The 12,773-nt window shown below is 55.3% G+C and carries 14 protein-coding genes; 7 read left to right on the top strand and 7 right to left on the bottom strand.

Annotated features, from left to right (window positions below):
* Nucleotides 1–342, top strand: a 342-nt coding sequence (locus tag F8N85_RS27265) for a transposase (protein WP_150805924.1), incomplete at its 5' end; no start/stop codon positions are given.
* Between the two features lie 409 nt (nucleotides 343–751).
* Here F8N85_RS27265 and F8N85_RS27270 read toward each other — a convergent pair.
* The 7 genes from F8N85_RS27270 to F8N85_RS27295 all read right to left on the bottom strand — a co-directional run bounded on the left by F8N85_RS27270 (nucleotide 752) and on the right by F8N85_RS27295 (nucleotide 7,520).
* A complete protein-coding gene (locus F8N85_RS27270) occupies nucleotides 752–1,156 on the bottom strand; it encodes a lysozyme inhibitor LprI family protein (RefSeq protein ID WP_150806614.1) in 405 nt (134 codons plus the stop codon).
* Nucleotides 1,157–1,169: 13 nt separating this feature from the next.
* Nucleotides 1,170–1,784, bottom strand: a complete 615-nt coding sequence (locus F8N85_RS34655; protein WP_191636277.1) for a calcium-binding protein — start codon at nucleotides 1,782–1,784, stop codon at nucleotides 1,170–1,172.
* Between the two features lie 76 nt (nucleotides 1,785–1,860).
* Complete coding sequence (locus F8N85_RS27275) at nucleotides 1,861–2,052, bottom strand: hypothetical protein (protein WP_224795759.1); 192 nt, start codon at nucleotides 2,050–2,052, stop codon at nucleotides 1,861–1,863.
* Nucleotides 2,049–2,417, bottom strand: a complete 369-nt coding sequence (locus F8N85_RS27280) for a hypothetical protein (protein WP_150806615.1) — start codon at nucleotides 2,415–2,417, stop codon at nucleotides 2,049–2,051. The genes F8N85_RS27275 and F8N85_RS27280 overlap by 4 nt, the downstream gene beginning before the upstream one ends.
* Nucleotides 2,418–2,736: 319 nt before the next feature.
* Nucleotides 2,737–2,991 (bottom strand): hypothetical protein, encoded by a 255-nt coding sequence (locus tag F8N85_RS27285; RefSeq protein ID WP_150806616.1) that lies wholly within the window; start codon nucleotides 2,989–2,991, stop codon nucleotides 2,737–2,739.
* A 529-nt stretch (nucleotides 2,992–3,520) separates the two neighbouring features.
* Nucleotides 3,521–5,791, bottom strand: a complete 2,271-nt coding sequence (locus F8N85_RS35195) for a hypothetical protein (protein WP_224795760.1) — start codon at nucleotides 5,789–5,791, stop codon at nucleotides 3,521–3,523.
* 322 nt (nucleotides 5,792–6,113) lie between these two features.
* Nucleotides 6,114–7,520 carry a purine-cytosine permease family protein gene (locus F8N85_RS27295; RefSeq protein WP_150806617.1) on the bottom strand — a complete coding sequence of 469 codons (1,407 nt, stop codon included), beginning with the start codon at nucleotides 7,518–7,520 and terminating at the stop codon, nucleotides 6,114–6,116.
* Between the two features lie 373 nt (nucleotides 7,521–7,893).
* On the opposite strand from F8N85_RS27295, the gene F8N85_RS27300 reads away from it, so the two are divergent.
* From F8N85_RS27300 to F8N85_RS27320, 6 genes are all read left to right on the top strand, one after another.
* Entirely contained in the window at nucleotides 7,894–8,379 is a 486-nt protein-coding gene (locus tag F8N85_RS27300; protein WP_150806618.1) for a flavin reductase family protein, read from the top strand.
* A 58-nt stretch (nucleotides 8,380–8,437) separates the two neighbouring features.
* The gene (locus tag F8N85_RS27305) at nucleotides 8,438–9,481 is read left to right on the top strand and encodes an LLM class flavin-dependent oxidoreductase (protein WP_150806619.1); all 1,044 of its coding nucleotides are present in this window, start codon (nucleotides 8,438–8,440) and stop codon (nucleotides 9,479–9,481) included.
* Nucleotides 9,482–9,559: 78 nt separating this feature from the next.
* The gene (locus F8N85_RS34665) at nucleotides 9,560–9,718 is read left to right on the top strand and encodes a hypothetical protein (RefSeq protein ID WP_191636273.1); all 159 of its coding nucleotides are present in this window, start codon (nucleotides 9,560–9,562) and stop codon (nucleotides 9,716–9,718) included.
* A gap of 125 nt (nucleotides 9,719–9,843) precedes the next feature.
* Nucleotides 9,844–10,518, top strand: a complete 675-nt coding sequence (locus F8N85_RS27310; protein ID WP_150806620.1) for a cysteine hydrolase family protein — start codon at nucleotides 9,844–9,846, stop codon at nucleotides 10,516–10,518.
* A gap of 5 nt (nucleotides 10,519–10,523) precedes the next feature.
* The gene (locus tag F8N85_RS27315) at nucleotides 10,524–11,885 is read left to right on the top strand and encodes a purine-cytosine permease family protein (protein WP_150806621.1); all 1,362 of its coding nucleotides are present in this window, start codon (nucleotides 10,524–10,526) and stop codon (nucleotides 11,883–11,885) included.
* Between the two features lie 150 nt (nucleotides 11,886–12,035).
* Nucleotides 12,036–12,707, top strand: a complete 672-nt coding sequence (locus F8N85_RS27320) for a GntR family transcriptional regulator (protein WP_150806622.1) — start codon at nucleotides 12,036–12,038, stop codon at nucleotides 12,705–12,707.
* Nucleotides 12,708–12,773 lie beyond the last annotated feature (66 nt).

The raw sequence follows: 12,773 nt of genomic DNA on the forward strand, positions 1-12,773 counted from the left end.
GCACAAAAAAAGCAAAAACAGAAGCAGCTTCAATCACAGACAGTGGAGGCAGCAGGCTACGTTGTGGTGGTCACGACCTTGGACTGCCTGAGTGCGCAAGAGGTCTTGGCCCTTTATCGGCACCGCTGGCAGGTGGAGTTGGCGTTCAAGCGGATGAAGTCATTGCTAGGGTTATCGCGCTTGAGAAAGAAAAACCCGGAAGGCGCGAAAGCCTGGCTGCAAGGGAAATTATTAGTGGCTTGCCTTATTGAGCGGTTGATCGCCACAGGCGAGCATTTTTCCCCTGTCGAGAGCGAGGGGCATTCAAGAAAACGTGGCTCAGAGGCGTTGTCGCTGGCGTGAAATGGCCTTTATCCATTGGTTGCTTTGTAGCGTGATCAGTCCCCGCTTGTCGTTGTTTACGTGTCTTGAGAAATGGGATTACTTCAGTCGTGCACTGCGCGAATCCCCGCGAAAAAAGCGGGGATACCAGCAAGATGAGCTATGGAGCGAGAGATTTGGTTAGCGCCTATGGGGGCAAGCCCCCTCGCCACAGGTCCGCGCTCGACGCATCTTCCTTAACTGACTGCTATTAGGTCTGATCAGCCCTACACTTGATCGCCATTGAGGATGGACTATCTTCGGTTCCGCATTAGAAATGCGCAGCATAGGGTCAATAAAACCAGAAAACATAAAAATGTGGTCATTGACACTTACAAACCACCAATCAAGTAATCGACGATAGCATCGCACGCTCAATGATAGCGGAGCGTCAGAATTTCAAGCCTCTTAGATATCTAACTCTTAAGATACTTTCCCTAGCAATACAATAGTTCATTGATGTTTCAAACGCTTGTGTTCCTGAGGGGGTCACAAAGCTCTCAATCGCACAATTCTCATCCCTAAGAACAATCCAAGCTCGCTGTGATTTTTTTATATGGGACTTAAGCTCATCTCCTAGCAGGGGATCTGCTTTGTAATCCACAGAAACCTTGTCATTCAACTCTCTATATGCATTATTTAATTCTAAATCGGCTTCCTTGCTCTTTTTCTTAGAGCACTCATACACCCCCTGGCTATCCACTACCTCAGGAGAACAAACATCCAACAAAGAAGATTCTGCATAACACAAACTGCAAGTAAAAAACATCAACCCAAAAATCAATTTCATCGCCATAAAATCTCTCCAGTTAATTATCTCTCAAATAGCTAGCTCGCCGCCGCCCTGGCTCATACTGGCTAATCGCGGGTGTATTTTGAACGTATGAAATCATTTCATCCCTGCTGTTGCGCATCCCAGACTTCATTGGATTAGGTCCCGCAGTGAATCCCTGATACACAAAGTCCACTAGGACATCCCGAATAATCGGATCAAGATTTTCCCATGCGACTCTCCCCACTTCAGACTCAGTCCACTTATTGTAAATTGAAATAGCCCTACCTACATAAGCGGGATAGATCAAGTTAAACAGTGATATTTGTTGACTCTTTGTTATTTCGCCAATTAACGCTTTGTTATTTCTGACAAAATCTCCAGCAGTTTCCCCCTTTAAGCCGTGAGCTAACGAAATCTTACTAGCTTTCTCGTCGCCAACACCCGCCTGAGTCATATGTGTATATATTTCATTCCTTGTTCTACTCCCCATGTCATATCCACGACCTAAAGTTACTCCAGACAAATCATTCCCAGGCCAATGGATAACTCTGCTGTAGTGCATTGAGCCTGGACTATCGTTGCCTTCCGCATTGTAGGTAATCTTCCCTGCTAGAATTTTTGCTTCATCCTTAGTGGTGAATGCTCCCAATATCCCCACCGGATGAAAGTGATACGCCTTCCCCCACGACGGCAACCCAACCCTTCCGCGACCTCACCCCACCAACTCATTTGCTCGATCCGCTCTCCGCCAACCAGTTCAAGTGTGGAGTCGATCCGCTATGGCCGAGCAATTCATCCAGCGCGTCCCACTTCTGCGTCTGGTGAAACCACTCGCTTTCTTTGCGGATGATCAACTGCGAGATCGCTTGCGCGTGGGCTGGGAAGCGGAGGGCCGCTTGCAGCTCTTCAGCGGTCATCTTGCCGTCGCGGTTGTGACCTTGGAAACTCTAGAATCTAACTTTGCAGAGCCGCATGTACAATATTCTACAGTACGTTCTTCTTTTTTCTTACAGGAAAGGTGATCTGCCAGACCATCATGGAACACAACCTCGCAGGTCATAATTACTTTATCAACTAAACGTAATGGATAGACTGCAAGGTCCAAGAAAAGCTTACCACCTTCAAAGCTCCCTTTTTTAAAATCCACTTCGGCATAACCATTACTAAAAGCTTTCCTTCTAATGAGCAAATTTTTTCTCTGCTGAGACCTTGCCGTTCCCACCAAAAACCATATTCTGAATAACGATGCAGTGGTCCTCCGACCAAACCAAATATCGAACAAGATTATCTCCCACGCGGCCTGTCCCTGCCTCTGGCACATTCCGATAGTCAAATTCCTTGGCTTCGGCCAGGCCGGCTAAGCAGAATGCCAAAATAACAAAAAATGATATTTTGACTATCATAGATCGAGTTCCTTATCCGAAATCCTTGAGTTAGACAAAGCAAAGTTCTCTGACCATCAAAACTATCTGCTAGTGCATCGTAGTCGAGCAAACTACGACCCCCTATCAGATATAGGCTTAGACTTTAAGTCACCAAACGAAAATAGGGACTTTACTAAAAATTGTGCATTATCAATGCAAACTCCCATTTAGCCGAACTCAGGTTGGACCTGCGCACACAAGCTCCCCAATAACTCCTTGCTCAACCGGAACAGTGCATGCCCTTCGCTGCTCCGCAGCCAATTGCAAGGGAGTAATACTCAAAGTAAAATGAACACCATCTTCGGCAAAATAAACGCCCTCAAATTGTGCATCCGCAACTTCATCTTCAAACGACTTACCTTCAAATGAGCAAATATGCGTGGCTGAGACCACCTGCCATTCAGGTTTTTGGCTTAGTGCCTGTATAGTCAAACAGGGATCTGAGAATAGCTTTATGTACCGCACGACGACTTTCCCTATCCGATGCGAATCGACTCTAAACACGTCCTTATAATTAACATCCTCCGCCTGCACAAACACTGGAAGAATGGCTAGCATAACGCCAAAAAAAAATTCCCTCACAAAATTATCTCAAATATTGAACACGCTTGTTAAATCGATCCAGAGGTACGCTCATCCATCTGGCCCTGTCAGATATTGTTTCTGAGAAACGAGCCAAGTCATTTCCGGTAATATGCCTCTGAAGAATCTCTCTAGTACGAGCCCCATAATCTCCTCGATACATCAGGTCCACTACCACTTCTTGAATCTTTTCATGAGTCAAATCCCAGTCCAGTCGCCCGTATAGCTCAGCGGTATCGGTCTTTCCTGAGATCCTTATGATTTCACTTTTCATATAATCATAAACAGAAACAAACATATCATATTGTTGCTTTCTAGTAATTTTATGATTTAGGATCTCCGCTGGAGCCTGGGCAAGATAAGTCTTAGCTGTATCGCCCTAAAGTCCTTTAGCCCCAATCAACCAAGTTAATAGCTGTTCTTCAACGCCGGCTGCACGTAGGTCACTTTCTGGAGCAGGCCGCTGACCGAGATCGTAGCCCCGTCCGATAGTGATGCCCGATGCACCACCTGGCCAGTGCACAACCCGACTGAAGTACCTGTACAACGGATGCGACTCATCTTCTATATCATTGCCTTCCACATCAAAGGTCAGTTGGCCATAAGGTACTTTCAGCCACTTAAGATCATTGTCATCATTCTCCGCGGAGAAACTCCCCACCAACCCCACCGGATGAAAGTGATACGCCTTCCCCCACGACGGCAACCCTACTTTCTCCGCTACCTCACCCCACCAACTCAGTTGCTCGATCCGCTGCTTCTCCGCCAACCAATTCAAGTGTGGAGTCGACCCGCTATGACCGAGCAATTCATCCAGCGCGTCCCACTTTTGCGCCTGGTGAAACCATTCACTCTCTTTGTAAATGATCAGCTGCGAAATCGACTGCGCGTGGGCCGGCAGGTGGAGGACCGCTTGCAGTTCCTCGGCGGTCATCTTGCCGTCGCGGTTGCGGTCGATGATGTCGTACAGCCGGCTCTTCATCGGCCCCTGGTCGTCTTTGTCGGCCAGGGGCCGATAGCGTTCGCGTTGCGCTTCGCTGAAGTGGTCGACAGCACTCAGAAACGAGGCCATGGCGTGCTTGGGCGTGCTGTAGTCGAAAATAACGTCATAGCCCTCCCACGACCAGGGACTGAGCCAAGGTGTAACACCTACTTCTTCGCGCACCCAGCCGTCGAGCAGGGTGTTGTCCGCGTCGTGCAGCAGCCCATCGAGGCGATACCAGTTGCAGGCCCTGCGGTCAGCCGTCGCCGGTACCGCGATTTTTCTGTCGGCCGGCAGACCATCAAGCAAACTTTTGGGGACTAACAAGTCGGCAGCACTGAGTGGGCTGGCTGCACTCAATATTTTCAGTTGTGCGGCAGTGGCATTTTCTTGATGAGTCACCACAGCGGTGCCTTGGGCGAGCTTTAACCAGGTTTTGTCTTTATCCGGCAGGCGCTGGGCCCAGGCTCGACTGGCTTCGATGAATAAATCGATGTCATCGCCACTGAACACTTCCAGGTGCAGCTTCTCTTCCGGCTGATCCGCGCTGCCGTCCTGATACAGGCCGAGATGACCGATCAGCGCGCCGGCCTTGATCGCGACGGGCGTTTCGAGCACCACCACCCGATCCGCTGCCAGCGGTTTCTGCTCGCCTTGCAGCCAGTCGAAATGCACGTACTGGTTGATGCGCTCCAGTTTGCGGTACTGGCCTTCACCGCTGACCGTGACGTGCGTGCCAGTCGGCAGCTCCCCGATAATGTCGCTGTGAAAGCTCGGTTCGGCGCGGATGTCGAACGAGTCATGCACGGTCGCGATGCGATACTCGTCCCCGGCGACAGGTATCAGAAGGCTGTTGGAAACGTAGCCGCGTAGCGATCCATCGGTGTTGAGCAGATTGGCCGGGCCCAGGGTGTTCTCCAGCTTGCGGTATTTCCCCTCACCAATGACGGTCACCTCTGCGCCGCGCGGCAGGAGGTCGATCACCTTGCCCTGTGAGTCCTTATTGCGCACGTTCAGGCCACGCTGCTCAAGATTTCCGGGGCGTACGTCATTCGCCGACTCCTTTACGCGTCGGGTCGGTGCCTCGGGCCAGAACGCCGGGCGAGCGATGGCGGAGTCTTCCTGGTACACCGCCCAGTCCTGCAGGTGCATGTACAGGCTGTAGAAGGTCAGGCTGGGCGGCGTGTCCGGGCTGCCTTCGATATTGGGTGGCTGCAACCGATGACGAACCAATACGAAATTGCGCGAGAAGGGTTTCTCGACGGTGATTGTGTTGATGAAGTAGCGCGTGGTCGGCGAATGCGTGTCGATGCGGAAAGCCACCACTTCACCGTCGGCCAGGCACTGCACGCTGGATTGATCCAGGCCGCCGGCGGTGCCGCTGTCGAAATGCACGCCGCCGTGCCACAGGCCGTTGCGTCCCAGGGGGTAGTAGCCCGCCGTCGCCTTGGCCAAGTGGGTCAACTGCTGCAGCGGGTTGCGCGTGTCCTTGAACGGATGGCTCCAGTTCTTCAGCGGTTGCAGAGCGTCGGCGCCTGGTTCCGGGGGTAAAGATGCGCGGACCGGGCCTGTGTCGGGCGTCGGCAGGATCGGGGAATCGCGCACCTCAAACCGAGAGTTCCGGTCAGTGTATTGCCGTCCAAAAAGCCAAGTGGACAACTTGCTCATGGGGTGTTCGCTCCTTGCGAAGGTGTCAGCCAGAGAAATCCGAACGATGGATCATCTTGAGCGACCGCGACACCCCCTAAAGTCGCATCAGGAACGTCCCTATAACCTTTGCCGAATATGCCTACAGCGATGGCTAGTTGATGGGATGCCTGACTATTTTCACGGGATAGCAGAAGTCCGCGTTCGGCCCCTCTTCCTTAACCGGCTGAACAGCCCCGCAGCTAAACTCGATCCGGGCCGGGCACAAGTTCTACCTAAACCCTCACAACAAAAAAGGCACCGGACGTTAATACGCACGGTGCCTTTATTTGAAACCGATCGATCAGTCAGCGAAGCTCAGCTTCCGCGCCTCGCTCAGCAACGCCTGATTACGCGTTGCCAGGCAATAATAGAGTGGACACGTCACGGCCAGTCCCACCAGCCACGACAGGTCCACGCCTTCGATGATATTGGCGTAAGGCCCGACGTACAGCGAAGTATTGGCGAAGGGTAGCTGCACCAGGATGCCGATGAAGTACGCGACGATCGCGTGCAGGTTGAACCGTCCGTAGATCCCGCCATCGGCGCGAAAGATCGAGGCGATGTCGTAGTGGCCGCGCTTGATCAGGTAGAAGTCGATCAGGTTGATCGAGGCCCAGGGGACCAACACCAACAACAGCGCCAGAATCAGCCCGATGAACTGTGAGATGAAGTCCGCCGAAGCGCTCAGTGCCATCAGGCAGCAGCCGGTGAGCACGAGCGTCGACAGCAGCACGCGCACTTTGATGCTCGGCGTCCAGTTGCTGGCGAAGGTCTGGATCGAGGTCACGATGGACAAGACCGCGCCATACAGATTCAACGCGTTGTGGCTGATGATATTCAGCAAGAACAGCACCATCAGGATCGGCCCCAACCAGCCGGTGGACTGCTTCACCGCCGCCATCGCGGGTGTGCCTTCGGGTGTCGCCAGGACCGCGACTGCGCCGAAGCTGAAAGACAGGATAGTGCCCAGCGTCGCCCCGGCGTAGGTGGCGAAGAACGGCCTGGCAATGCCGATGTCCGCCGGCAGGTAACGCGAATAGTCGGAAACGTATGGCGAAAAGCTGATCTGCCAGATGATCCCCAGGGATATCGTCGCCAGCCAGCCGGACAGATTGAAGCTGCCACGGCTGAAGAAGTCCGCCGGCAGGTCATGACCGAAGATATAGACAAAGCCTGCAAGCAACGCGCTGCCCATGACCCAGGTGCCGATCCGGTTGAGGGTATGGATAAAACGGTAGCCGATCACGCCGATGGCCGTCGCGCTCAAGGCACCTATAAGGATACCGGCCGGCAATGGCACCGACTCGACCATGCCATGGATCGACTCCCCGGCCAGGACGATGTTGGAGATAAAAAAACCGACATAAATGACCGCGGCGAAGAACACGATCAACAGCGCGCCGTAGCGGCCGAACTGTCCACGGCTCTGGACCATCTGCGGAATCCCCATACGCGGCCCCTGGGCGGAAGCGAGGGCGATGACAATGCCGCCGATCATGTGCCCAAGGACAATCGCAATCAGCCCCCAGAACAGGTTGAGGTGGAACACCTGGACCACCATCGCCCCGGTAACGATCGGCAACGGTGCAATGTTGGTGCTGAACCACAGGGTAAACAGATCGCGTGCCTTTCCATGGCGTTCCGCAAGCGGAACGTAATCCACCGTATGATTTTCGATGAGCTGGTTTTGACTGGACGTCTGGGACATGTATTTGCCTGTTTTTATCTTTGTATGAAGCCAAATCATGAAGCGCGTACCTCGGCACAAAGCTGTCGCCAAGCCGCCTGGACCGCGACGCACATCTGTTTTTGACAGATTCGTCGACGGACACCATATTATGGTATTCCAATGCTTTAACAAGACTGATCCGGGGTTTTACCGACCAACTGATCCGCAATTCACAGCCGTAAATAGGTGTCTATCAGCCTGAAAACCCCGTATTCATTGAGCATCAGCGAAAAACCGACGTTCGTCCGCCCAGCGCAAAAAGCACTTGCAAAGCAGGTATTACGGTATACCATCAGACATACAAAGCATTTAATAAGGCGCACAGCGCTACCGTTTGACCGAGGAACATCCAATGATCGACGCGAACGTCTACAAATTAGTCATGGGCTCTTTCCCTTCCGGTGTGACGGTTATCACCACGCTGGATGACGAGGGCCAGATCGTCGGCCTGACGGCCAGCGCCTTCAGTTCGCTGTCGATGGACCCGGCCCTGGTGCTGTTCTGCCCCAACTACAGCTCCGACTCCTATCCGGTGCTAATCAAGAACAAGCGCTTTGCCATTCACCTGCTGTCCGGTGAGCAACAGAATGAAGCCTATGCTTTCGCCCGCAAAGGCAAGGACAAGGCGCAAGGCATCGAATGGACGCTCAGCGAGCTGGGTAATCCGCTGCTGAGCAATGCCACGGCGATTATCGAATGCGAGCTGTGGCGAGAATACGAAGGCGGCGATCACGCCATCATGGTTGGCGCCGTGAAGAACCTGATCGTGCCGCAGCAGCAAACCCGCCCGCTGGTGTATTGCCGCGGCAAGATGGGCGCGCTGCCAGCCTTTGCCTGACCCCAAATCCCGCGCCTGTAGTTGACAGGCCAACAATAAAAAATTCGAGGTATGCGTCATGAAGTTTTCGTTATTCGTTCATATGGAGCGCTGGGATGAGCAAGTCAGCCACCGCCAATTGTTCGAAGACCTGACCGAACTGACCCTGATGGCCGAGGCCGGTGGCTTCAGCACGGTCTGGATCGGCGAACACCACGCCATGGAATACACCATCTCGCCTAGCCCGATGCCGTTGCTGGCTTACCTGGCTGCCAAGACCACCACCATTCACCTCGGCGCCGGCACCATCATCGCGCCGTTCTGGCACCCGTTGCGGGTTGCCGGCGAGTGCGCCCTGCTCGACGTGATCAGTAACGGTCGCATGGAAGTCGGGCTGGCCCGCGGCGCCTACCAGGTGGAGTTCGACCGCATGGCCGGCGGCATGCCCGCCTCCTCCGGCGGTCAGGCCCTGCGGGAGATGGTCCCGGTGGTGCGTGCCCTGTGGCAAGGCGACTACGCCCACAACGGTGAGATCTGGAAATTCCCCACCTCCACCAGCGTGCCGAAACCGATTCAAAAACCCTGCCCGCCGATGTGGATCGCCGCCCGCGACCCGGACTCGCACAATTTCGCCGTAGCCAACGGCTGCAACGTGATGGTCACGCCGCTGATGAAAGGCGACGAAGAAGTCCTCGACCTGAAGAACAAGTTTCAGGCCGCCCTGGATAACAATCCGGACGTGCCGCGCCCGCAATTGATGGTGCTGCGCCACACCCACGTCCACGCGGCCGATGACCCTGACGGCTGGAAAGTCGGGGCCAAGGCGATCTCGAAGTTCTACCGTACCTTCGACGCCTGGTTTGGTAATAAGGAAGTGCCGGTCAACGGCTTCCTGGCGCCGAGCCCGGAAGAGAAATTCGCCGGTCGCCCGGAATTCGAATTGGAGAGTCTCCACAAAACCGCCATGATTGGCACCGCGCAGGAAATCATTCCGCGCATCAAGTACTACCAGGAATTGGGAGTCGACGAATTCAGCTTCTGGTGTGACAACAGCCTGCCCCACGCCGAGAAAAAGAAATCCCTGGAACTGTTCATCAAGCACGTCGTGCCTGCGTTCCAGTAATCCAAGGGTTACGTATACTGCCGGTCCGGCATGGGTCCGGCAGTTCCCGATCAGCATTGCCTGTCATGGTCGATTTTCATGATAAACCGTCGATTCCAGCCACTTGCACCTACCTCTGCGCCAGGCGCTGAACAGGCGTACCTGCGTGGCGAGTCGACCTCTTCGCACATCCATCTCAAGCGCCTGCGCGCCTGCGTTTCGGCCAAGCAGAACGGCTTCTGGCAGATAGTCCCCTGAGCAAACCCTGAGTTAGAACCACAGCGTGACCGGTTTTGGCCTGTCACTCTGTACTCTGCTTCGTACTCGATTCGATCGGGTCCGCGTGGCGGCCGTTGGTGCCGCGCGCTTTATCAGGTTTGCCCATGAATAATAAAAACGCACTGTTGATTATCGACATGCAACAGGAAGATGGCTTCCCCCTGGAAAACCTCCAGGGGGTCATCGCCCACAACCTTGCATTGCTCACGGCCGCCCGCCGTAACGCTGTCCCGGTGTTCTACACCCGCCATATCAATCAGGCTGACGGTGTTGGCCTGCCACCCGGCGAACCCAGGTCCGACGACGGTGGCCCGAGCAGCTACCGGGCCGGCACTGCGCAGGTGGAAATCATCGCCGCCCTGGCGCCCCGCCCGGACGAGCAGGTCATCGACAAACATCGCTACAGTGGCTTCCATCAGACCAACCTCGACGCTCGACTCAAACAGCTGGGTGTCGACACCCTGATCGTCAGCGGAATGCTGACCGACGTCTGCGTACTGAGCACTGTGTTCGACGCCTTCTCCTTGGGTTACCGCGTCCAGCTGATCACCGACGCCTGCACCGCCACCACCCAGGCGGCGCACTACTCGGCGCTGCTGATCATGGCCAACTGGGTGTACTGCATCGAGTTGTTCACCTGCGAGCAATTCCTCCGCTCACTCAGTGGAGAGCCATTCGTCTGCTGCGCCCCGCGACAACCGGACCTGTTCGCCCACCAGCCGGACGAGTTGCCGAACACTATTGCCCGCCTCCAATCCAGCCTTCAGCGCCAGGAGTGACTGCCATGAGTATCGAAAAAAGAAGCATCGATTTCATTCCGGAAGCTGAACGCCATGGCAAACCCGGCTCGCTGTTTTTCATCTGGTTCGGCGCCAACATGAACATCACCACCATTGCCTCTGGCGTGCTGCCAGTGGTGCTGGGACTGAATCTGTTGTGGAGCGCGCTGGCGATCATTCTCGGCTCGCTGCTGGGAGCGATCTTCATGGCCTCGCACTCGGCCCAGGGACCCCGGCTGGGCATCCCGCAAATGATCCAGAGCCGCGCGCAGTTCGGGGTGATCGGGGCGATCCTGCCGTTGCTGTTCGTGATGCTGATCTACCTCGGCTTCTTCGTCAGCAACACCTTGCTGGCAGCCCAGGCCCTGGAGACGGTCAGTCCGCTGGGGAGTAATGGCAACATTCTGCTGATCGGCGCGCTGTGTTTCGTGGTGGCGCTGTATGGCTACCGATTGATCCACCGGCTGCAAAAAATGCTGTCGCTGCTCTCACTGGTGGTGTTCATCGCCGCCACGCTGCTCGCATTGAGTCTGCCGATCGCCCCAGAGCAATGGGCGGCGACGGACTTCTCGCTGGCGAAATTCCTGATGGCGGTGAGCATCGCCGTGACCTGGCAACTGTCCTATGCCCCGTATGTAGCCGACTACTCACGCTACCTGCCGAGCAAGACCTCGATGCCCCAGGTGTTCTGGTACAGCTACGCCGGAACGGTCAGCGGCGGTGCCTGGATGATGATCCTCGGCGCAATCCTCAGCGTCGCCATTCCCGACTTTGCCAGCAATGTCGGTGGTCATGTCGCCGGCTTGTTCGGTCCGGTCGCCCTGCTGCTGTTCGTGTTTATCGTCTACGGCCAGGTCTCGATCAACGTCTTCAACCTGTATGGGGCGTTCATGTCGACCATCACAGTGATCGAACCCTTCGCCCGCCTGCGCGTCACACCAAGGGTCAGATGCGTGTTCATGCTGATCATCAGCCTGGTGGCCACGGCGTTGTGCACCATCAGTCAGGATGACTTCATCAGCTTTTTCCTCAACTTCATTTTCTTCATGAGCTATTTCCTGATCCCCTGGACGGCGATCAACCTGGTCGATTTCTACTGGCTGAGGAAAGGCGAATACCGGATTGACGACATCTTCGACATGAATGGCATTTACGGCCGGGTCAACTGGATCGCCTGCGCCAGTTTCATTGTCGCCATTGCCGTGGAGATCCCGTTCATGAATACCACCCTTTATGTCGGTCCGCTGGCCACGCAACTGGGCGGCATCGACCTGGCCTGGGTGGTCGGGTTGGTGGTGCCGGCCTTCGGTTACTACTGGCTGATGAGATTTGCCAGGCAGACTCCGAGGGTTGGTGAGTTGTCGTAACTCTGCTGAATTGCCCGCTGTTGGAGGATATTCAGCAGCGGGCTTTGACGTTACGACCTCACCAATGGTCGGATTGGCAGCAAAGTCGAGGGCAACGTCCAGGATGAATTCGTATACCATATCCACAAATCTCATCGAACGACCACCACCGTGACCCTACCTAGACTCAACGCACCGGACCTGGGCAATTCGCCTTCGACTTCGGAGATCATCACCCGTCATCTGCGCGATGCGATCGTCGCCGGGCATTTCGCCGAGGACGAACCGATTCGCCAGGACGATATCGCCCGCCAGTTCAACGTCAGCAAGATCCCGGTGCGCGAGGCGCTCAAGCGCCTGGAAGCCGAGGGCCTGGTGATGTTCCAGCGTAATCGCGGGGCGATGGTCACGAGCATCTCCGAGCCGGAACTGGCGCAGATGTTCGAAGTGCGCATGCTGCTCGAAGACAAGGTGCTGCGCCTGGCCATTCCGAACATGACCGAAGAAACCTTCGCCCGTGCCGAACGGATCTGTCAGGAGTTCATCGGCGAAGATGACGTGGGGCGCTGGGCCGAGCTCAACTGGGAACTGCACGCCTGTCTCTACGAACCGGCGCAACGCCCGTTCCTGGTCAGCCTGATCCGCTCGGTCAATGACAAGCTGGAACGTTACCTGCGCATGCAGATGAGCCTCTCGGCCGGCAAGGAGCGCGCCGATCACGAACACCGGGAAATCCTTGCGGCCTGTCGCGCCGGTGATGTGGATCTCGCGGTGAAGTTGCTCGACGAGCACATTGCCGGGGTCTGCAAAACCCTGTTCGAGCACTTGCCTCACAGCCACTGACAGCTCAACCCACTGTGCCGATTTCGTCATGAGTGCTGGATAAAACCATCAAGCCGGCAAGCCCCG

Source organism: Pseudomonas fluorescens, assembly GCF_902497875.1.
In the GTDB taxonomy this organism is placed as follows: domain Bacteria; phylum Pseudomonadota; class Gammaproteobacteria; order Pseudomonadales; family Pseudomonadaceae; genus Aquipseudomonas; species Aquipseudomonas fluorescens_BR.

Coding starts and splice junctions, on each gene's coding strand:
- F8N85_RS27270 (WP_150806614.1), bottom strand. CDS start 1,156: ATGGCGATGAAATTGATTTTTGGGTTGATGTTTTTTACTTGCAGTTTG.
- F8N85_RS27275 (WP_224795759.1), bottom strand. CDS start 2,052: ATGACCGCTGAAGAGCTGCAAGCGGCCCTCCGCTTCCCAGCCCACGCG.
- F8N85_RS35195 (WP_224795760.1), bottom strand. CDS start 5,791: ATGAGCAAGTTGTCCACTTGGCTTTTTGGACGGCAATACACTGACCGG.
- F8N85_RS27295 (WP_150806617.1), bottom strand. CDS start 7,520: ATGTCCCAGACGTCCAGTCAAAACCAGCTCATCGAAAATCATACGGTG.
- F8N85_RS27300 (WP_150806618.1), top strand. CDS start 7,894: ATGATCGACGCGAACGTCTACAAATTAGTCATGGGCTCTTTCCCTTCC.
- F8N85_RS27305 (WP_150806619.1), top strand. CDS start 8,438: ATGAAGTTTTCGTTATTCGTTCATATGGAGCGCTGGGATGAGCAAGTC.
- F8N85_RS34665 (WP_191636273.1), top strand. CDS start 9,560: ATGATAAACCGTCGATTCCAGCCACTTGCACCTACCTCTGCGCCAGGC.
- F8N85_RS27310 (WP_150806620.1), top strand. CDS start 9,844: ATGAATAATAAAAACGCACTGTTGATTATCGACATGCAACAGGAAGAT.
- F8N85_RS27315 (WP_150806621.1), top strand. CDS start 10,524: ATGAGTATCGAAAAAAGAAGCATCGATTTCATTCCGGAAGCTGAACGC.